This window comes from Mycobacterium heidelbergense (assembly GCF_050205645.1).
Lineage (GTDB): Bacteria > Actinomycetota > Actinomycetes > Mycobacteriales > Mycobacteriaceae > Mycobacterium > Mycobacterium heidelbergense_A.
This window is the reverse complement of sequence record NZ_JBNMQT010000040.1, coordinates 1-18340: the sequence shown is the minus strand read 5'-3', so window position 1 is coordinate 18340 and position 18340 is coordinate 1. Positions and strand designations below refer to the sequence as shown.

16 protein-coding genes are annotated in these 18340 nt (G+C 67.5%); 7 read left to right on the top strand and 9 right to left on the bottom strand.

All coding sequences use genetic code 11. The features are described 5' to 3' along the window. Both ACQI5H_RS24120 and ACQI5H_RS24115 read left to right on the top strand, forming a co-directional pair. Positions 1-3529: multifunctional oxoglutarate decarboxylase/oxoglutarate dehydrogenase thiamine pyrophosphate-binding subunit/dihydrolipoyllysine-residue succinyltransferase subunit (locus ACQI5H_RS24120; RefSeq protein ID WP_427081813.1), on the top strand; the 3529-nt coding region annotated here is incomplete at its 5' end. 75 nt (positions 3530-3604) lie between these two features. Next, on the top strand, positions 3605-4435 hold the full coding sequence (locus tag ACQI5H_RS24115) for an SDR family NAD(P)-dependent oxidoreductase (RefSeq protein WP_427081812.1): 831 nt from the start codon (positions 3605-3607) through the stop codon (positions 4433-4435). A gap of 3 nt (positions 4436-4438) precedes the next feature. On the opposite strand, the gene ACQI5H_RS24110 is transcribed toward ACQI5H_RS24115, so the two are convergent. The 3 genes from ACQI5H_RS24110 to ACQI5H_RS24100 are packed head-to-tail and all read right to left on the bottom strand — an operon-like array spanning position 4439 to position 7545. Next, entirely contained in the window at positions 4439-5320 is an 882-nt protein-coding gene (locus ACQI5H_RS24110; RefSeq protein ID WP_427081811.1) for a glycine betaine ABC transporter substrate-binding protein, read from the bottom strand. Next, positions 5317-6507 (bottom strand): NAD(P)-dependent malic enzyme, encoded by a 1191-nt coding sequence (locus tag ACQI5H_RS24105; protein WP_427081810.1) that lies wholly within the window; start codon positions 6505-6507, stop codon positions 5317-5319. Before ACQI5H_RS24105 ends, ACQI5H_RS24110 begins: the two co-directional genes overlap by 4 nt. Before the next feature lie 48 nt (positions 6508-6555). Next, positions 6556-7545 (bottom strand): malate dehydrogenase, encoded by a 990-nt coding sequence (locus ACQI5H_RS24100; protein ID WP_427081809.1) that lies wholly within the window; start codon positions 7543-7545, stop codon positions 6556-6558. Positions 7546-7727: 182 nt separating this feature from the next. Here ACQI5H_RS24100 and corA point away from each other — a divergent pair, with 182 nt between their 5' ends. Continuing rightward, entirely contained in the window at positions 7728-8831 is a 1104-nt protein-coding gene (corA, locus tag ACQI5H_RS24095) for a magnesium/cobalt transporter CorA (protein ID WP_427081808.1), read from the top strand. Positions 8832-8928: 97 nt separating this feature from the next. Here corA and ACQI5H_RS24090 read toward each other — a convergent pair whose 3' ends face one another. From ACQI5H_RS24090 to ACQI5H_RS24065, 6 genes are all read right to left on the bottom strand, one after another. Continuing rightward, positions 8929-9531 (bottom strand): suppressor of fused domain protein, encoded by a 603-nt coding sequence (locus ACQI5H_RS24090; RefSeq protein WP_427081807.1) that lies wholly within the window; start codon positions 9529-9531, stop codon positions 8929-8931. After that, positions 9528-10700 carry an ABC transporter ATP-binding protein gene (locus ACQI5H_RS24085; protein WP_427081806.1) on the bottom strand — a complete coding sequence of 391 codons (1173 nt, stop codon included), beginning with the start codon at positions 10698-10700 and terminating at the stop codon, positions 9528-9530. Before ACQI5H_RS24085 ends, ACQI5H_RS24090 begins: the two co-directional genes overlap by 4 nt. A gap of 4 nt (positions 10701-10704) precedes the next feature. Next, the gene (locus ACQI5H_RS24080; RefSeq protein WP_427081805.1) at positions 10705-11529 is read right to left on the bottom strand and encodes a carbohydrate ABC transporter permease; all 825 of its coding nucleotides are present in this window, start codon (positions 11527-11529) and stop codon (positions 10705-10707) included. Continuing rightward, positions 11522-12403 carry a carbohydrate ABC transporter permease gene (locus ACQI5H_RS24075; protein WP_427081804.1) on the bottom strand — a complete coding sequence of 294 codons (882 nt, stop codon included), beginning with the start codon at positions 12401-12403 and terminating at the stop codon, positions 11522-11524. Before ACQI5H_RS24075 ends, ACQI5H_RS24080 begins: the two co-directional genes overlap by 8 nt. Positions 12404-12485: 82 nt before the next feature. Further along, positions 12486-13886, bottom strand: coding sequence for an extracellular solute-binding protein (locus ACQI5H_RS24070; RefSeq protein WP_427081803.1), 1401 nt, complete (start codon positions 13884-13886; stop codon positions 12486-12488). Between the two features lie 18 nt (positions 13887-13904). Further along, positions 13905-14432: a general stress protein gene (locus ACQI5H_RS24065; RefSeq protein WP_427081802.1), complete on the bottom strand. Its 528-nt coding sequence runs from the start codon at positions 14430-14432 to the stop codon at positions 13905-13907. A 108-nt stretch (positions 14433-14540) separates the two neighbouring features. Here ACQI5H_RS24065 and ACQI5H_RS24060 point away from each other — a divergent pair, with 108 nt between their 5' ends. The 4 genes from ACQI5H_RS24060 to ACQI5H_RS24045 all read left to right on the top strand — a co-directional run. Continuing rightward, positions 14541-15110, top strand: coding sequence for a DUF4190 domain-containing protein (locus ACQI5H_RS24060; protein WP_427081801.1), 570 nt, complete (start codon positions 14541-14543; stop codon positions 15108-15110). A 62-nt stretch (positions 15111-15172) separates the two neighbouring features. Then, entirely contained in the window at positions 15173-16483 is a 1311-nt protein-coding gene (locus ACQI5H_RS24055) for a magnesium transporter MgtE N-terminal domain-containing protein (protein WP_427081800.1), read from the top strand. After that, entirely contained in the window at positions 16480-17022 is a 543-nt protein-coding gene (locus tag ACQI5H_RS24050) for a DUF1003 domain-containing protein (protein WP_427081799.1), read from the top strand. Before ACQI5H_RS24055 ends, ACQI5H_RS24050 begins: the two co-directional genes overlap by 4 nt. A gap of 127 nt (positions 17023-17149) precedes the next feature. After that, positions 17150-18340 (top strand): lytic transglycosylase domain-containing protein (locus tag ACQI5H_RS24045; RefSeq protein WP_427081798.1); only part of this gene is annotated, 1191 nt, incomplete at its 3' end.

Sequence of the window (18340 nt, the reverse complement as noted above, 5' to 3'; positions counted from 1 at the left end):
CGCCCCGGCCGACGGGCAGGCCGCCCCCGAACCAAAGGCCGCTGCGCCAGTAACCAAGCCCACTGAGCCAGAAGCCAAGCCGGCGGGCAATGGCGCCGCTGTTCCCCCGGCACCGGCCAAGGCCCCTACTCCCCCGCCGGCCGCGGGCGACGAGTTGCAGGTACTGCGTGGCGCCGCCGCGGCCGTCGTCAAGAACATGTCCGCGTCGCTGGACGTTCCGACGGCGACGAGCGTGCGGGCCGTTCCGGCCAAGCTGATGATCGACAACCGGATCGTCATCAACAACCAGCTCAAGCGCAATCGGGGCGGCAAGATCTCCTTCACCCACTTGCTGGGCTATGCACTGGTGCAGGCGATCAAGAGTTTCCCGAACATGAATCGCCACTACGCCGAGGTCGACGGCAAGCCCACCGCGGTCACACCCGCCCACACCAACCTGGGCCTGGCGATCGACCTGCAGGGCAAGGACGGCAAGCGCTCGTTGGTAGTCGCCGGCATCAAGCGCTGCGAAAACATGCGGTTCGCGGAGTTCGTCTCCGCCTACGAGGACATCGTGCGGCGTGCCCGAGATGGCAAGCTCACCGCCGAAGACTTTGCGGGAGTGACGATTTCGTTGACCAACCCCGGCACCATCGGCACCGTGCACTCGGTGCCCCGGCTGATGTCCGGGCAGGGCGCCATCATCGGCGTCGGCGCGATGGAATATCCCGCCGAGTTCCAGGGCGCCAGCGAGCAACGCATCGCCGACCTGGGTATCGGCAAGCTGATCACGCTGACTTCGACGTATGACCACCGCATCATCCAGGGCGCGGAATCGGGCGACTTCTTGCGCACCATTCACGAGATGCTGCTCTCGGATTCCTTCTGGGACGAGATCTTTCGCGAGCTGAGCATCCCGTATCTGCCGATCCGGTGGAGCACCGACAACCCCGACTCGATCGTCGACAAGAACGCCCGCGTCATGGAGTTGATCGCGGCCTACCGCAACCGTGGGCATCTGATGGCCGACATCGACCCGCTGCGGTTGGACAGCAGCCGATTCCGCAGCCACCCCGACCTAGAGGTGCTGACCCACGACCTGACGCTGTGGGACCTCGACCGGGTGTTCAAGGTCAACGGCTTCGCCGGGGCCGAGTACAAGAAGCTGCGCGACATCCTGGGCTTGCTGCGCGACGCCTACTGCCGCCACATCGGCGTGGAGTACACCCACATCCTCGAGCCCGAGCAGCAGGCATGGCTGGAAGAGCGGGTCGAGACAAAACACGTCAAACCGACTGTGGCCGAACAGAAATACATCCTGAGCAAGCTCAACGCGGCCGAGGCCTTCGAAACATTCCTGCAGACCAAGTACGTAGGGCAGAAGCGATTCTCGCTGGAGGGCGCCGAAAGCGTGATCCCGATGATGGACGCGGCCATCGACCAGTGCGCCGAGCACGGCCTGGACGAAGTGGTCATCGGGATGCCGCACCGCGGCCGGCTCAACGTGCTGGCCAACATCGTCGGCAAGCCGTACTCGCAGATCTTTTCCGAGTTCGAGGGCAACCTGAACCCGTCGCAGGCGCACGGCTCCGGCGACGTCAAGTACCACCTCGGCGCCACCGGCGTGTACCTACAGATGTTCGGCGACAACGACATTCAGGTGTCGCTGACGGCCAACCCGTCGCACCTGGAGGCCGTCGACCCGGTGCTGGAAGGTCTGGTCCGCGCCAAGGAGGACCTGCTGGACAAGGGCGACAGCGAAGACGGCTTCTCGGTGGTGCCGATGATGCTGCATGGGGACGCCGCCTTCGCCGGCCAGGGTGTGGTCGCCGAGACCCTGAACATGGCCCTGCTGCCCGGTTATCGCGTCGGCGGAACCATCCACATCATCGTCAACAACCAAATCGGCTTCACCACCGCGCCGGAGTACTCCAGATCAAGCGAGTACTGCACCGACGTCGCCAAGATGATCGGGGCGCCGATCTTCCACGTCAACGGCGACGACCCGGAGGCGTGCGCGTGGGTGGCGCGGCTGGCCGTGGACTTCCGGCAGAAGTTCAAGAAGGACGTCGTCATCGACATGCTGTGCTACCGGCGGCGCGGCCACAACGAGGGCGACGACCCGTCGATGACCAACCCGATCATGTACGACGTCGTCGACACCAGGCGCGGCGCCCGCAAGAGCTACACCGAGGCCCTGATCGGCCGCGGCGACATCTCGATGAAGGAGGCCGAGGACGCGCTGCGCGACTACCAGGGCCAGTTGGAGCGGGTCTTCAACGAGGTCCGCGATCTGGAGAAGCACGGTGTGCAGCCGAGCGCCTCGGTCGAGGCCGACCAGCTCGTCCCCGCGGGGCTGTCGACCGCGGTGGACAAGTCGCTGCTGGCCCGCATCGGCGACGCGTTCCTGGCGGTACCGGAGGGCTTCTCCGTGCATCCGCGCGTGCAGCCGGTGCTCGAGAGGCGGCGTGAGATGGCCTACGAGGGCAAGATCGACTGGGCCTTCGGCGAGCTACTGGCTTTGGGGTCGCTGGTGGCCGAGGGCAAGCTGGTGCGGCTGTCCGGGCAGGACACCCGGCGTGGCACCTTCTCCCAGCGGCACTCGGTGATCATCGATCGCTACACCGGCAAGGAATTCACGCCGTTGCAGCTGCTGGCGACCAACCTCGACGGCAGCCCGACCGGCGGCAAGTTCCTGGTCTACGACTCCCCCCTGTCCGAGTACGCCGCCGTGGGCTTCGAGTACGGCTACACCGTGGGCAACCCCGACGCCGTGGTGCTGTGGGAGGCGCAGTTCGGCGACTTCGTCAACGGCGCGCAGTCGATCATCGACGAGTTCATCAGCTCCGGCGAGGCCAAGTGGGGCCAGTTGTCCAACGTGGTGCTGCTGCTGCCGCACGGCCACGAGGGACAGGGACCCGACCACACCTCCGCCCGGATCGAACGCTTCCTGCAACTGTGGGCGGAGGGTTCGATGACGATCGCGATGCCCTCGACGCCGTCGAACTACTTCCACCTGTTGCGCCGGCATGCGCTCGACGGCATCCAACGCCCGCTGATCGTGTTCACGCCGAAGTCGATGCTGCGCAACAAGGCCGCGGTCAGCGACATCAAGGACTTCACCGAGATCAAGTTCCGCTCGGTGCTGGAGGAACCCACCTACGAGGACGGCGTCGGCGACCGCGGCAAGGTCCGGCGGATCCTGCTGACCAGCGGAAAGATCTACTACGAGCTGGTGGCGCGCAAGGCCAAGGACAACCGCGACGACGTCGCGATCGTGCGCATCGAGCAGCTGGCGCCGCTGCCGAAGCGCCGGCTGGGCGAAACCCTCGACCGCTATCCGAACGCCGGCGAGTTCTTCTGGGTGCAGGAGGAGCCGGCCAACCAGGGCGCCTGGCCGCGGTTCGGCCTGGAGCTGCCCGAGTTGCTGCCGGACAAGCTGACCGGCATCAAGCGCATCTCGCGCCGGGCGATGTCGGCCCCCTCGTCCGGGTCGTCGAAGGTGCATGCCGTCGAGCAGCAGGAAATCATCGACACCGCGTTCGGCTGACCCGTTCGCACCCGAAGAGAGCGATACCCCGGGTACCGGTTAACCTCAACGGAAGCCGACACGAGGAGGGTGCTCATGCAGGGATTCGCCGGCAAGGTCGCGGTGGTGACCGGCGCGGGTTCGGGTATTGGGCAGGCACTGGCCATCGAGCTGGGACGTTCGGGTGCCAAGCTGGCCATCAGCGACGTCGACACCGAAGGACTGGCGCAGACCGAGGAGCAGCTGAAGGCGATCGGCGCGCCGGTCAAATCCGACCGGCTCGACGTGACCGAGCGCGAGGCCTTCCTGGCCTACGCCGAGGCGGTCAACGAGCACTTCGGCAAGGTGAACCAGATCTACAACAACGCCGGCATCGCCTTCACCGGTGACATCGAAATCAGCCAGTTCAAGGACATCGAACGGGTGATGGACGTCGACTTCTGGGGAGTCGTCAACGGCACGAAGGCGTTTCTGCCGTACGTGATCGCCTCCGGCGACGGGCACGTCGTCAACGTCTCGAGCGTGTTCGGGTTGTTCTCGGTGCCGGGCCAGGCGGCGTACAACGCGGCGAAGTTCGCCGTCCGCGGCTTCACCGAGGCGCTGCGACAGGAGATGATCCTGGCTCGCCACCCGGTGGCGGTGACGACGGTGCACCCCGGTGGCATCAGGACCGCGATCGCGCGCAACGCCACCGCGGCGGAGGGCCTGGACCGCGACGACCTGGCCAAGCTGTTCGACAAGCGGCTGGCCCGGACCAGCCCGGAGCGGGCCGCCAGGATCATTCTCGACGCGGTCCGCAAGAAGAAGGCCCGGGTGCTGGTCGGTACCGACGCCAAGCTCCTGGACATCATGGTGCGGATGGCGGGCCCTTACTACCAGCAGCTGTTCGGCCCCGTCCTGGGCCGGTTGATGCCGTCCAAGCACTGACGCTCAGCGGCCCAGCGGGTGTTCGGCCAACCACCCGCCGGCCACAGCACGCGGGTCGGCGCCCCCGTCCACCTGCCGGCGCATGTCGGCCAGGGCCGCGGTGTCGAGCACGCCGGCCACTTCGTTGATGGCCAGCAATTGCCGGTCTTTGAGCGCGTTGCGGCGATACAACGGCACCACGTTCTCGGCCTGGATCAGCGCGGGCTTGCCGTCGGCCAGCGCGACGAGGTCGCCGGGAATGGCGGGATCGGCGGTGGTCGTCCATCCTGCGGTCAGCTGCCCGGCCCGCACGGCGGCGAACATCGTTGTGTCATCCGGGAATTCACGCGGCACGGGGAGCCGGCACGTGCCGACCGACGCGGGCGCATGGCGACCCGCGACGATGCCGATCGTCAGCCCGTCGCAGTGTTTCGACAGTGCGCTCAGGTCCGCACTGAGATCGGTTCCGGCCCAGGCCTTCGCGGTGGATTGAGTCACCAGCAGCACGGGTTTGTCCTCGGCGGCGGTGGTGTAGTCGCCCGCCAACACGCCCTCGGGCAACGCCGCGATCATCGCGCGGTAGACGGCGGCGTCGGAGAGCACCGCCGCGCCGGGCTGCAGGGTCCGCAGCACCTGACCGGTCAACGCGGGGACGATGGTGACCGCGCCGGAGTCCAGTCGCGCCATCGGGTTGTCGACGGTTTCGGTTCGCGCACCGAATCCATAGGAATGCAGGGCGGCGGCGTAGACGGCGGCCAGCAGCATCGACTGGGAGTCGCGGCCGGATCCGACCACCAGCTCGGGCGCCGAGCGGTGGTCCTGGGTGTGGGTCGCGCAGCCGGCCGCCCAGAGAACCACAGCGAGTGCGGCGGCGATCAGCGGCGCTACCAGCCGGCCGGTTTTCACCCCGGGCTGTCAGCGGCGGTGGCCACCGCGGCCGAAACCGCCTCCCCGACACGCAGATCCAGCGGGCTCGGGACGATCCGGTCGGGTGCCAGGTCGTCGCTGACGACCGAGAAGATCGCCTCGGCCGCGGCGATCTTCATGCTCTCGGTGATCCGCCGAGCGCCGGCGTCCAGCGCGCCGCGGAAGAGCCCGGGGAAGGCCAACACGTTGTTGATCTGGTTGGGGAAGTCGCTGCGGCCGGTCGCCACCACGGCCGCGTACCTGGCGGCGACGTCGGGGTGTATTTCCGGGTCGGGATTCGACAGCGCGAACACGATCCCGCCGGGCGCCATGGTGGCGATCAGTTCCTCGGGAACCACACCCGCCGACAGCCCGAGGAACACGTCGGCGCCATCGAGCGCTTCGACCATGCCGCCGGTCAGCCCGTCGGGATTGGTGGACCGCGCCAGATCGGCCTTGACGACGTTCATGTCGTCGCGCCCGGTGTGCAGGATGCCGCGCGAATCGAGCACCGTGATGTCCGAAACCCCCGTTGCGAGAAGAAGTTTCGAGCAGGCCACACCGGCCGCCCCGGCGCCCGAGACCACCACGCGCAGGGTCGACATGTCGCGGCCCAGCACCTTGCTGGCTCCCATCAGCGCCGCGAGCACGACGATCGCCGTGCCGTGTTGGTCGTCGTGCATCACCGGGCAGTCCAGCGCTTCCACGGCGCGGCGTTCGATCTCGAAGCAACGGGGCGCGGAGATGTCCTCCAGGTTCACCGCGCCGAACGTCGGGCGCAAGCGCACCAGGGTGTCGATGATCTCGTCGGGGTCCTTGGTGTCCAACACGATCGGGATCGCGTCCAGCCCGGCGAACTCCTTGAACAGCCCGCACTTGCCTTCCATCACCGGCAGCGACGCGGCCGGTCCGATGTCACCGAGGCCCAGGACGGCGCTGCCGTCGCTGACCACGGCCACCAGCCGGCTCGCCCACGTGTAGCGCGACGCCAGGGTGTGGTCGGCGGCGATCGCACGGCTGACTTGTGCCACGCCGGGGGTGTAGGCGATCGACAGCGCGCGCTGCGTGTCCAACGGAGTCGTCAGGCCTACGGAAAGCTTGCCGCCTACATGTGCCTCGAAGATGTCCGCGTCGGTGATGACGCCGTCCTCGGAGCGAGTCTGTATCGATTCAAGCAATTCGGACACGGGCCCAGGGTACTGACTACCCGTTAGTAGGCCTAATTGGGATCCGGGTCAGATCAGGCCAAGCTCGGTGACCGCTTTGCGCTCGTCGACCAGTTCGGCGGTGGTCTTGTCGATACGGCTTTGAGAGAACTCGTCGATTTCGAGGCCCTGCACGATCGACCAGTTGCCGTCTTTGGTGGTAACCGGGAAGGACGACACGATGCCCTCGGGCACGCCGTAGGCGCCGTCGGAGAAGACCGCCATGGAGACCCAGTCACCGTCCGGACTGCCCAACAGCCAAGAGCGGGCGGCGTCGACGGTCGCGGACGCGGCCGAGGCGGCCGAGGAGGCGCCGCGCGCGTCGATGATCGCCGCGCCGCGCTTGGCGACGGTCGGGATAAAGTCGTTCTCGATCCAGTTCTGGTCGTTGACGACCTCGGCGGCGTTCTTGCCATTGACCTCGGCGTGGAAGATGTCTGGGTACTGGGTCGCCGAGTGGTTGCCCCAGATGGTCATCTTCTTGATGTCCGTGACGGCCGCGCCGGTCTTGCGGGCCAGCTGCGAGATCGCGCGGTTGTGGTCGAGGCGGGTCAGCGCGGAGAATCGCTCCTTCGGGATGTCGGGCGCGTTGCTCAGCGCGATCAGCGCGTTGGTGTTGGCCGGGTTGCCGGTGACGCCGATGCGGACGTCGTCGGCGGCAACGGAGTTGAGCGCCTTGCCCTGCGCGGTGAAGATCGCGCCGTTGGCCTCCAGCAGGTCGCTGCGCTCCATGCCCGGTCCGCGGGGACGCGCGCCGACGAGCAGCGCCAGGTTCACGCCGTCGAAGATCTTGTTGGGGTCCGCGCCGATTTCGACGCCCGCCAGCAGTGGGAACGCGCAGTCGTCGAGTTCCATCACGACACCCTCGAGCGCCTTGAGCGCCGGCTCGATCTCGAGCAGCCGCAGCTCGATCGGGCGCTCGGGCCCCAGCAGCGAACCGCTGGCCAGGCGGAACAACAGGCTGTAGCCGATCTGGCCTGCGGCGCCGGTGACGGCGACCTTCAGAGGACTTGCACTCACTTCTGGTACTCCTATGGAGAAAGTCGGTTTGTAGGTATTTCGGTCCGCGTCGAAACTAGCGCACCCCCACGCGGCGGCAGTCATGCACCCGCGACTGCCAGGCACTTTTCCTGCCGTGTCATGTCCGGACGCGTAGCATGGACCACCGCTCGCCCAGGCCTGCGCGGTGAATGGAGGTTGAGGTGTTCCAGGGATTCGACGCGTTGCCGGAAGCGCTGAGACCGATCGCGAAACCGCGGCCGACACAGGAGCACGCGCACCCCGAGCCACCGCCCGCCGAGCCCCTGGTCGACTGCGGCGTCTACGTCGAAGGCCACCGGATAGCGGGCAAGTACAGCTACACCGCCGCGCTGGACAAGGTCCGCGAAATCGAAGTCACCGGGCAGTCGGCGTTCGTGTGGATCGGGCTGTACGAGCCTGACCAGGCCCACATGCAGGAGATCGCGGACGTTTTCGGGCTGCACCCGTTGGCGGTCGAGGACGCGGTGTGTGCCCAGCAGCGACCCAAGCTGGAGCGATACGACGACACGATGTTCCTCGTCTTGAAGACGGTCAACTATGTGCCGCACGAGTCGGTGGTGCTGGCTCGCGAGATCGTCGAGACCGGCGAGGTGATGATCTTCGTCGGCAAGAACTTCGTGATCACCGTCCGCCACGGCGAGCACGGCGGCTTGTCGGACGTGCGCAAGCGGTTGGATGCCGAGCCCGAGCATCTGCAGTTGGGTCCCTTCGCGGTGATGCACGCCATCGCCGACCACGTCGTGGATCACTATCTCGAGGTGACCGCGCTGATGGAGACCGACATCGACGGCATCGAGGTCGTCGCGTTCGCCCCGGGCAGCAAGCTCGATGTCGAGCCCATCTATCTGCTCAAACGGGAGGTCGTCGAGCTGCGCCGGTCCGTGAACCCGCTGTCGGCCGCGTTCCAGCGCATGCAGACCGAGGGCAAGGACCTGATCTCGAAGGAAGTCCGGCGCTACATGCGCGATGTCATCGACCACCAAACCGCGGCCGCGGATCAGATCGCCAGCTACGACGACATGCTCAACTCGCTGGTGCAGGCCGCGTTGGCCCGGGTCGGCATGCAGCAGAACAACGACATGCGCAAGATGGCGGCCTGGGCCGGTATTTTGGCGGTGCCCACGATGGTCGCCGCGATCTACGGGATGAACTTCCATTTCATGCCCGAGCTGAACTGGACGTGGGGCTATCCGGCGATCATGGCCTTGATGATCGTCTCCTGCCTGGTCCTGTACTTCCAATTCCGCAGGAACAACTGGCTTTAGCGCGAACCGCCCCGCACCAATGCGTCGAGTGTGCTTACAGGGCTGCGGGTGTGCGTGCAGGTCGCCGTAGGCGCACACTCGATGAAACGCCCGGACATCAGCTGGGTTGTGCCGCAGGGCGATTCGGATCCAGCACGTTTACGCCGTCGTTCTGCCAGGCCTGCCGCATGGCCTCGGCACCTTTGAGCCGCACCCAGGCCGCTTCGGTCGCGGTGATGGGGGTCGCCGACAAGAAGTTGACCGGGTCGCGCGGCGGCTCCAGCGGCAGATCCGGAATGTCGCTGCGGCCCAACAAGATCGCGGTGAACGGCGCGCGCCCCGAGGGTCGCGCCCACAACGGCGAGCCGAGGTCGATCAGAGCGTCGGCGGCCAGTATCACGCCGTCGACGGCGGGCGTGGCCGCCAGGATGGCCAGGCTGCGGGCGATGCCGGTGACCGGACCGGGGTCTTGCAGCCGCAGCACGACCTCGGCGCGTGGGCCGCGCAATTGGTCGACGAGGATCTCGGTCGGGTCGCCCATCGGGTGGCGCGAGCAGCCCAGCGACACATAATGCGTCAATCCGTCGCCCCGGAATCGCAACACCTCGATGGTTTCGGTGCCCAGAAACGTCACGCTCGCCGAATCGGGTTCGGAGTCGACCCCGGCGTCGGCGAAGTAGCCGCGCAGGTGCGCGCGCACCCGGTCCAGATGCTGTGTCACTCGGGTGGGGGGACGGTCAGGTTGACCCCGGAGTCCGCATCGAAGACAGCGAGTTTGCTGGTGTCGAACGCCAACTCGATCGAGCCTCCAATGGCCGCCTTCGACTCCGCGGGAACCCTTGCCACGAACTGGTTTTCGTGCACTTCGCCCTGCGCCTCCAGCTCGTCCAACTGAGCCGCGTGGACGGCCGGCCCCGTGGTGGTGAAGTACAGGTACTTGTCGGCGCCCAGCGATTCGACCAGGTCGACCTTGACGTCGAAGGTCAGCGCCCGGATGCGTTGGTAGGCGTCGATCAGCGCAGCATCGGCCAGGTGCTCGGGTCGAACCCCGACGATGACGTTGTCCGGTTCGGGGTGAGCCGCGATGGTCTCCTGGACGTCCGGCGTCAGCGTCACCTCCCCGACGGGCAGGGTGAGTCCCGTCGGCGTCAGGGTGGCGGGGAAGAAATTCATCGCGGGCGAGCCGATGAAACCCGCGACGAACAGATTGGCCGGGCGCTCGTAGAGCTCGTCGGGGGTCCCGATCTGCTGGGCGACACCGCCGTGCATCACCACCACGCGATCTCCCAGGGTCATTGCCTCCGTCTGGTCGTGGGTGACGTAGACGGTGGTGGTGCCGAGCTTGCGCTGCAGTCGGGCGATCTCGCCGCGCATCTGCACCCGCAGCTTGGCGTCCAGGTTGGACAGCGGTTCGTCCATCAGGAAAGCCTTGGGATGGCGCACAATTGCCCGGCCCATCGCGACACGCTGCCGTTGCCCACCCGACAACTGGGACGGCTTGCGGTCCAGGAGCTCGGTCAGGTCAAGGATTTTGGCGGTCTCGGAGACCTTCTGCGCGATCTCGGGCTTCTTCATCTTCGCCAGCGTCAGCGGGAACGCGATGTTCTGCCGCACGGTCATGTGCGGGTAGAGCGCGTAGGACTGGAACACCATTGCGATGTCGCGGTCCTTGGGCGCCTTTTCGTTCACCCGTTCGCCGTCGATGCGCAACTCGCCTGACGAGATATCCTCAAGCCCGGCAATCATATTCAACGTCGTGGTCTTGCCGCAGCCGGAAGGCCCGACCAGAATCAGGAATTCGCCGTCGGCGATGGTGACGTTCAGGTCCTGCACCGCTATTGCCCCGTCGGCGTACGTCTTGTTCACGTGCTCCAGCACAATCTCGGCCATCGCGCTATCCCTTCACGGCGCCAGAGGTCAACCCAGCGACAATCCGTCGTTGGAAGATTAGAACAAAGACGATGATCGGGATCGTGATCACGACGGCACCTGCCGCGATCGATCCGGTCGGTTCCTCGAACTGCGAACTGCCGCCGAAGTTCACGATCGCCACCGGCGCAGTGATCGCCGCCTTGCTCGCGGTCAGCGACAGCGCCAGCAGCAGGTCGTTCCAGGCGAAGATGAACACCAGGATCGCCGCGGTCACCAGCCCGGGCGCTGCCAGCGGCACGATGACCTTGCGGAAAGCCTGCCCCGGCGTGGCACCGTCCATCTTGGCGGCCTTCTCCAGATCCCAGGGCACCTCCCGGAAGAACGCCGACAGCGTGTAAATGGCAAGGGGCAACGCGAAAGTGATGTAGGGCAGGATCAACCCCGGCCAGGTGTCGAACAAGCCGAGGAAGCGTTCGATGTTGAACAACGGCGTGACCAAGGAGATCGCCGGGAACATGGTGATCAGCAGCGCGGCGCCCACGAGCGCGCGCTTGCCGGGAAAGTTCAACCGGGCAATCGCGTAGGCCGCCATCGCGCCCAGCACGACCGCGATCGTCGTGGTGATCAATCCGATCCCGATGGAGTTGATCAGTGCCGAGCTGAAGAAGTCGCCCCGGAAGATGCCGCGATAGTTGGCCAACGTCACCGACGACGGAATCAGCTTGCCGTCCTTGACCGTTGAGGTCGGTTTGAGCGACAGACCGAGAATCCATAGCACCGGCAGCAGCGCGTACACGACCACGACCGTGTCGACGACGGCCCACACGGCGGTGCGGCGCCTATCCATCGACGTCACCGCCCGGCGCCGCGGCGCCGAAGACTTTGATGTAGACGAGCGCGATGACGCCCACGCAGATGAAGATCAGCACGCTGATCGCCGAGCCGATGCCGACGTTGAAGCCTTTGAATAGGTTGTCGTAGCCCAAGATCGACACCGACCCGGTGTTGTTGGCGCCGTTGGTCAGCACGTAGATGTTGTCGAAAATGCGGAAGGCGTCCAGCGTCCGGAAGAGCAGCGCGACCACGACCGCGGGCTTGATGATCGGCAGGGTGATCCTGGTGAGTCGCCGCCACGCGCCCGCGCCGTCGACCTGTGCCGCCTTCAGCAAATCCTCGGGTACCAGGGCCAGGCCGGCCAGCAACAGCAGCGACAGAAACGGCGTGGTCTTCCAGACCTCGGCGATGACGACGATGCCCAGCGACGGGAGCTGCTCGGTCAGCGGCGCACTGCCCTGCGGCAGCAGGTTGGCCAGGTATCCGGTGCCCGGCGTCCAGGCGTAGTACCAGCTGTACGACGCGACCACCGTGACGATGCCGTACGGGATGAGCACCGCGGTGCGCACCACCCCCTTGCCGATCAGCGTGCGATGCATCACCAGCGCCAGCGCCAGGCCCAGAACGAACTCGATCGACACGGACACCACCGTGATCGCCAGCGTCACGGCCAGCGCCGTCCACCAGTACCGATCGCTCAAGATCGTTTGGTAGTTGCCCAGGCCGATGAACGCGGTGTCGTTGGGGGTGGCCAGGTTGTTGCGCTGCAGGCTCAGCCAGATCGCGTAGCCGATCGGATAGGCGGTCACCGCAACCATGAGCACCGTCGCGGGTGCGACGAGCATGAACGCGAGTCGCCGTTCCGAGGTCTCAACGGCGCGGGTCATGAGCGCCGCTTCTCCTCATCGCTTCGTCCCCCTCGCCGCTTCGCGGCTGGGGGCGCCCCCACTGCATCGTCGCCGGCGCGGGTCACGGCAGCAGCCCCTTCCCATCGATGGCCTTCTGCACCTGGGCGGCGAGATGGTCGGCCGTGGAGTCCGGGTCGATCTCGGTGATGGGGCTCAGCGTCGACGCGAGCCGGATGGCCACCGCCTGGTAGGCCGGTGTCGCCGGGCGGACCGCGGCATCGGTGAGCTGCTGACGAATGACGGTGTACATCGGGTACTTGGCCTGGAATTGCGGATCGGAATACAGCGAGGTCCGCACGGCCGGCAGGCCGCCCGCGATCGCGACGTACTTCTGGCTCCGCAGGCTGCGCAGGCAGCGGACGGCTTCGAACGCCTCGGCCCGGTGACGCGTGGTGCTGGCCACCGCCAGGTTGAGCCCGCCGATCGTCACCCGGGCCGGCCTGCCGGGCGCCACACCGGGGTAGGGCGCGAAACCGAACACCTTCTGGCTGGCGTCGTAGGCGATGCGGAATTGCTCGTCGTTGGGCACGAACGCGCCGACGGCGTTGACGGTGCCGGCCAGCTCGGGATTCCGGTTGAGCGGAAGAAAGTCCACACCGCCCTTCACCGCGTTCTCCAGCATGGACGGCAACACGAAAGGCCAGTTGACTTCCAGTGCGGCCCTACCCTGTTCGACCGCCAGCCGCGCCGTGGCCTCGTCGGTGCGGGTGATCGACGGATCGGCCCCAGGCGCGGTGGCCACCGACTTGAGAATGCGCAGCGCGTTGACGGTGGCGGCGCGGTGGGCGGGCGTGTCGGTCAGGGTGACCCGTCGGCCGTCCTCGGAGAGCACCTGACCGCCGCCGCTCACGAGCAGCGTGTTGAACCACACCACCAGCCCCTCGGCCTCGTTGGCCTGCACCGCAATCCAGCTGGGTTGGCCCGCCGCGTGCAACCGGGCCGCCTCGGCCACCATGTCGTTCCAATCGCTCGGCGGCTGCTTGACCAAATCCGGTCTGTACCAAAGTAATTGGGTGTTGGTGGCCATGGGTGCGGCATAGAGCTGCCGTTTCCACCGGGCCGTCGCCAGTGGCCCGGGCAGGGTATCGGCCGTCGCGTCGGCCTCGGCCCGCCCGGCGGGGTCGTCGGAGAGCGGCAGCGCCCAGCCCGCCTCGGCGAACTCCGCGGTCCAGATGACGTCCAGCGCCATCACGTCGAGGCTGCGGTCGCGACCGGTCAGCCGGCGGGCCAGCTGCAAGCGCTGCTCGCCGGGCGCTCGGGCCAGGCTTATCTGCGCGATGGCGAAGCGGCCACCGAATTCTTCGGTACAGCGACGTGCCACCTCGGCGAACGTCCCGCCGTCGGTGGCCGGCGTATAGAAGCTGATCACCAACTGATGGCCGGTCGAGCCGCAGGCCGACACCGATGCGATGGTCAACGCCGCCAGCACGATTGCGCCCAATGCGCGCCCGCGACGACTCACTGGATCAGCCTCCGCGCGTCAGATAGCCAGGCGCGCCAGCAGATCCCGCGCTTTCTCTGCGTTCTGAGGATCGCAGAGCACGTCGTAGCGGCCGGCCACCAATTGCATCGTCGAGCTGAAATCCCTTGTGCCGCGGGCCATTGAATAGGGAACCGCCGAGGTGATCAACCCGAAGAACACGCCGGCGACCAGGCCGGTGGCCAGGGCGGCCCACGGATTCGGGCTGAAGAAGCCGAGCACTAACCCGATGAACAGTCCCAGCCAGGCGCCGCTGAGCACGCCGCCGCCGAGCACCTTGGGCCAGGTAAGGCGGCCGGTGACCCGCTCGACCTGCATGAGATCGACGCCGACGATGGTCACCTGCTGGACCGGGAACTGCTGATCGGATAGGTAGTCGACGGCGCGCTGCGCCTCGGCGTAGGTGGGATAGGACCCGACCGGCCAGCCCTTGGGGGGAGTCGGCAATCCGGGCACACCGCGCCGTCCGGCGCCCGGGCCGGCGGGCGTCGCGCCGGGAACCTGCCCGGGCTGGAAAGGATTAGTCATCGCCGCTCATTCTCCTCCGGCCTGGAAACGGCTTCATCCCTGACCCTCCCACCCTATCGACGGCTTGCGGCCGCGCCCTATACCAGCGTGGCGGTTAGATTGATCGGCATGACAGCTCCCGGCGGCGGCGAGAACGCCCACGACGACGCGGCGCGTCCGCCGACGGGTGGCGAGCCGGGCGGCGAGCAGCCGCCTTGGCAACCTCCCTGGGATGCGCCGGCACCGCCGCCCGGGGCCGACTACCCGCCGCCCTATCCGCCGCCGAGCTACCCACCCGGGTATCCGGGCGGCTATCCGCCCCCCGCCTACGGGCCCCCGGGGCCACCGCAATTTGGCCCGGCCGGCTATGGGCCGCCTCCGGAATACCCGCCTCTGGACTATCCGCCGTCGGGTTATCCGCCGTCGGGCTATCCCCCACGGGGCTATCAGGGTTGTGGGCTCCAGCCGGAGATGCAGCCTGGGATGAACGGGCTGGCGATCGCCTCCCTGATCTCGTCGTTCACGGGCGTGTTCTGCTGCATCGGCGGGATCGTCGCCATCGTGCTGGGCGCGATCGCACTGGGCCAGATCAAGCGGACTCACCAAGACGGCTACGCGCTGGCGGTCGCGGGCATAGTGATCGGCGTCGCCACGTTGATCGTCGTCTTGATCGTCGCGATCTTCGCGATGCATCGTTAGCGGCGCGCGAGGCCCTGACACCGCGGCTGCCATGCGGCCAGCGGCTGCCTAGGCTCTGTTGCATGGGATCGGTCAACCGGGTGTACGCCGCGCGGCTCGCGCGAATGTTGGTGCTGGGTCCACTCGGTGAGAACTTCGGGCGCGTCCGCGATGTCGTGATCAGCATCAGCATCGTGCGTCAGCAACCGCGGGTGCTGGGGCTGGTCGTCGACCTGGCCACCCGCCGCAGCATCTTCATTCCGATCCTGCGGGTCGCGGCGATCGAGCCCAACGCGGTGACCCTCAACACCGGCAACGTATCCCTGCGTCGCTTCGAGCAACGGCCGGGCGAGGTCCTGGTGATAGGCCAGGTGCTCGACACCCCGGTCAAGGTCAACGACCCGGAGCTGCCGGAGTTGGCCGGCCTCGACGTCCTCGTCACCGATCTGGGAATCGAGCAGACCCGAACCCGGGACTGGATGGTGCACCGGGTGGCCGTCCGGGGCCAACGACGGCTGGGCCGGCGCGGCCCGGTGCACGTTGTGGACTGGCAGAGCGTGCAGGGCCTGACCCCGTCGGCCCTCGCGTTGCCGGGTCAGGGGGTGGCCCAACTGCTTGAGCAATTCGACGGCCGAAAACCGGTCGATGTGGCCGACACGATCCGCGGGCTCCCGCCCAAGCGGCGCTACGAGGTGCTGCAGGCGCTCGATGACGACCGGCTGGCCGATGTTCTGCAGGAGCTCCCCGAGCTGGATCAGGCCGAAGTGCTGTCGCAGCTGGGCACCGACCGATCGGCGGATGTGCTGGAGGAGATGGACCCGGACGACGCCGCCGACCTGCTCGGCGTGCTGAATCCAACCGACGCCGAGATGTTGCTGACCCGGATGGACCCCGACGAGTCCGAACCGGTGCGTCGGCTGCTGACGCACCCCCCCGACACCGCGGGCGGTCTGATGACCTCGGACCCCGTCGTGCTGACACCGGACACGTCGGTCGCCGAGGCGCTCGCCCGGGTCCGCGACCCCGACCTCACCGCCGCGCTGTCGTCGATGGTGTTCGTGGCGCGCCCCCCGACGGCCACCCCGACCGGACGCTATCTGGGCTGCATTTCGTTGCAGCGACTGCTCCGGGAGGCGCCGGCCGAGCTGGTCGGGGGGATCGTCGACAGCGACCTGCTCACCCTGACGCCGGAGACCCCGCTGGGAGCGGTGACCCGCTACCTCGCCGCCTACAACCTGGTATGCGGACCGGTGCTCGACGACCAGAACCATCTGTTGGGCGCGGTAACCGTGGATGACCTGCTCGATCACCTGCTGCCGCACGACTGGCGCGTCGACGTGCAGCAGCTCGACACCACGGGCCGTATCGAACAACGACTGGGAGGATCCGCGTGAGCAGATCCACGGCACCGCGAAGGCTGTACACCCCGCGGACATCGCGCAGGTATTCGCCGCGGCTGGACCCCGAGACCGTCGGCCAGATCACCGAGTCCATCGCGCGGTTCTTCGGCACCGGCCGCTACCTGCTGATTCAGACGATCCTGGTAGTGGGGTGGATCCTCGTCAACGTCTTCGCGGCCGCACTGCGGTGGGACCCGTACCCGTTCATCCTGCTGAACCTGGCTTTCTCCACGCAGGCCGCCTACGCGGCGCCGCTGATTCTGCTCGCGCAGAACCGTCAGGAGAACCGCGACCGGGTCGCGCTCGAAGAGGACCGCCGGCGCGCCGCGCAAACCAAGGCCGACACCGAGTACCTGGCGCGGGAGCTGGCCGCGCTGCGGCTGGCCGTCGGTGAGGTGGTGACCCGCGAGTACCTGCGTCACGAGCTCGAGGATCTCCGCGCTTTGCTGACCGATCTGCAGCGGGAAACCCCGGACGACGGGACCGCGCAGGCGCGCGATGACCTGGAGCGGGCCGCCAAGAAATCAAGATGAATCGCAAATCAACCATTGCGCCACTCCCGTAACGGGAGTTATGTAGGGTGACAAGTTCACGAGGCTAAGAAGAGGTTTCCGGCAGCTCACATACTCATCCGGCAGCTCACATACTTAGGACGGTCGAGTGCGCATAGGGGGACGCTGGGGTGCACGCCCGGCCGCCGCGGCGGCCGCGAATCGGGCAGCCGGCGTAACGCGGACACCGGCATTCGGGGTAGCCGTGATCACTCCGTTGGTGTTAGCCGGGGCGGTTGGCGCGGCGGCTCCGCCGTTACACGGAAAAGGCCCAATCCCGTCCGTGCATGCCGTCGTAAGCCCGGTAGCTGCGGTTTCCCCCGCCGTGCCTGACCTGTCCGGCCCGGCCGTCATCGCGATCGAGCACGCGCCGACCGCCTTCCACGTCGCCGCGGGCGCCGCCTCGGCGCCGCCGCCACCGAGGATCGTGAGCGCGCCCGGCGCGCTGGGCATCCCGACGATCGCGCTGACGGCCTACCGCAGTGCCGAACAGAAGATGGCCGTCGAGGCTCCCGCCTGCGGCATCAGCTGGAACCTACTGGCCGGGATCGGGCGCATCGAGTCGGGCCACGCCGGCGGTGGCGCCGTCGACGCACGCGGCACCGCGGTCGTTCCGATATACGGACCCGCCCTTGATGGCACGCTGCCCGGCAACGAGGTCATCCTGCAGAGCAGTGTGGGCAACCGCCCCAGCTACGCCCGCGCGATGGGACCCATGCAGTTCTTGCCCGGCACTTGGGCGCGCTACGCCTCGGACGGCAAGGGCGACGGCACCGCCGACCCGCAGAACCTGTTCGACGCCACCCTCGCCGCCGCCCGCTACCTCTGCAGCGGCGGGCTCAACCTGCGCGACCCGGCGCAGGTGATGGCCGCGATCCTGCGCTACAACAATTCGATGCCCTACGCCCAGAACGTGTTGGGCTGGGCGGCGGCGTACGCGACCGGCGTCGTTCCGGTCGACCTGCCGCCGATCACCGGGCCGCCGCCGCCGTTGGGCGACGCGCACGACGAGCATCCGGAGGGGCTGGGCCCCAACCTGCCGATGAACATCAACGGCCTGCCCATCGACGATCCGCTGGCGCGGATGCCGCTGATCGATTTCGGCCCGCAGCAGCCTCTCGGCCAGCCACCGATGTTCCCGTGGCAGTCGCCCAACACCGGAGCACCGGCGCAGACGCGCCAGCCCGGCTGCACGCTGATCTGCATCGGCCCGCAAAGCTCGCCACAGGCCGGTCCGCAGTTCGGCCCGCCGGCTCCCCCTCCGGCACCGCCACCGCCGCTAGCCCCACCGCCGCCAGCC

Coding starts and splice junctions, on each gene's coding strand:
- ACQI5H_RS24115 (WP_427081812.1), top strand. CDS start 3,605: ATGCAGGGATTCGCCGGCAAGGTCGCGGTGGTGACCGGCGCGGGTTCG.
- ACQI5H_RS24085 (WP_427081806.1), bottom strand. CDS start 10,700: ATGGCCGAGATTGTGCTGGAGCACGTGAACAAGACGTACGCCGACGGG.
- ACQI5H_RS24080 (WP_427081805.1), bottom strand. CDS start 11,529: ATGGATAGGCGCCGCACCGCCGTGTGGGCCGTCGTCGACACGGTCGTG.
- ACQI5H_RS24075 (WP_427081804.1), bottom strand. CDS start 12,403: ATGACCCGCGCCGTTGAGACCTCGGAACGGCGACTCGCGTTCATGCTC.
- ACQI5H_RS24065 (WP_427081802.1), bottom strand. CDS start 14,432: ATGACTAATCCTTTCCAGCCCGGGCAGGTTCCCGGCGCGACGCCCGCC.
- ACQI5H_RS24060 (WP_427081801.1), top strand. CDS start 14,541: ATGACAGCTCCCGGCGGCGGCGAGAACGCCCACGACGACGCGGCGCGT.
- ACQI5H_RS24055 (WP_427081800.1), top strand. CDS start 15,173: ATGGGATCGGTCAACCGGGTGTACGCCGCGCGGCTCGCGCGAATGTTG.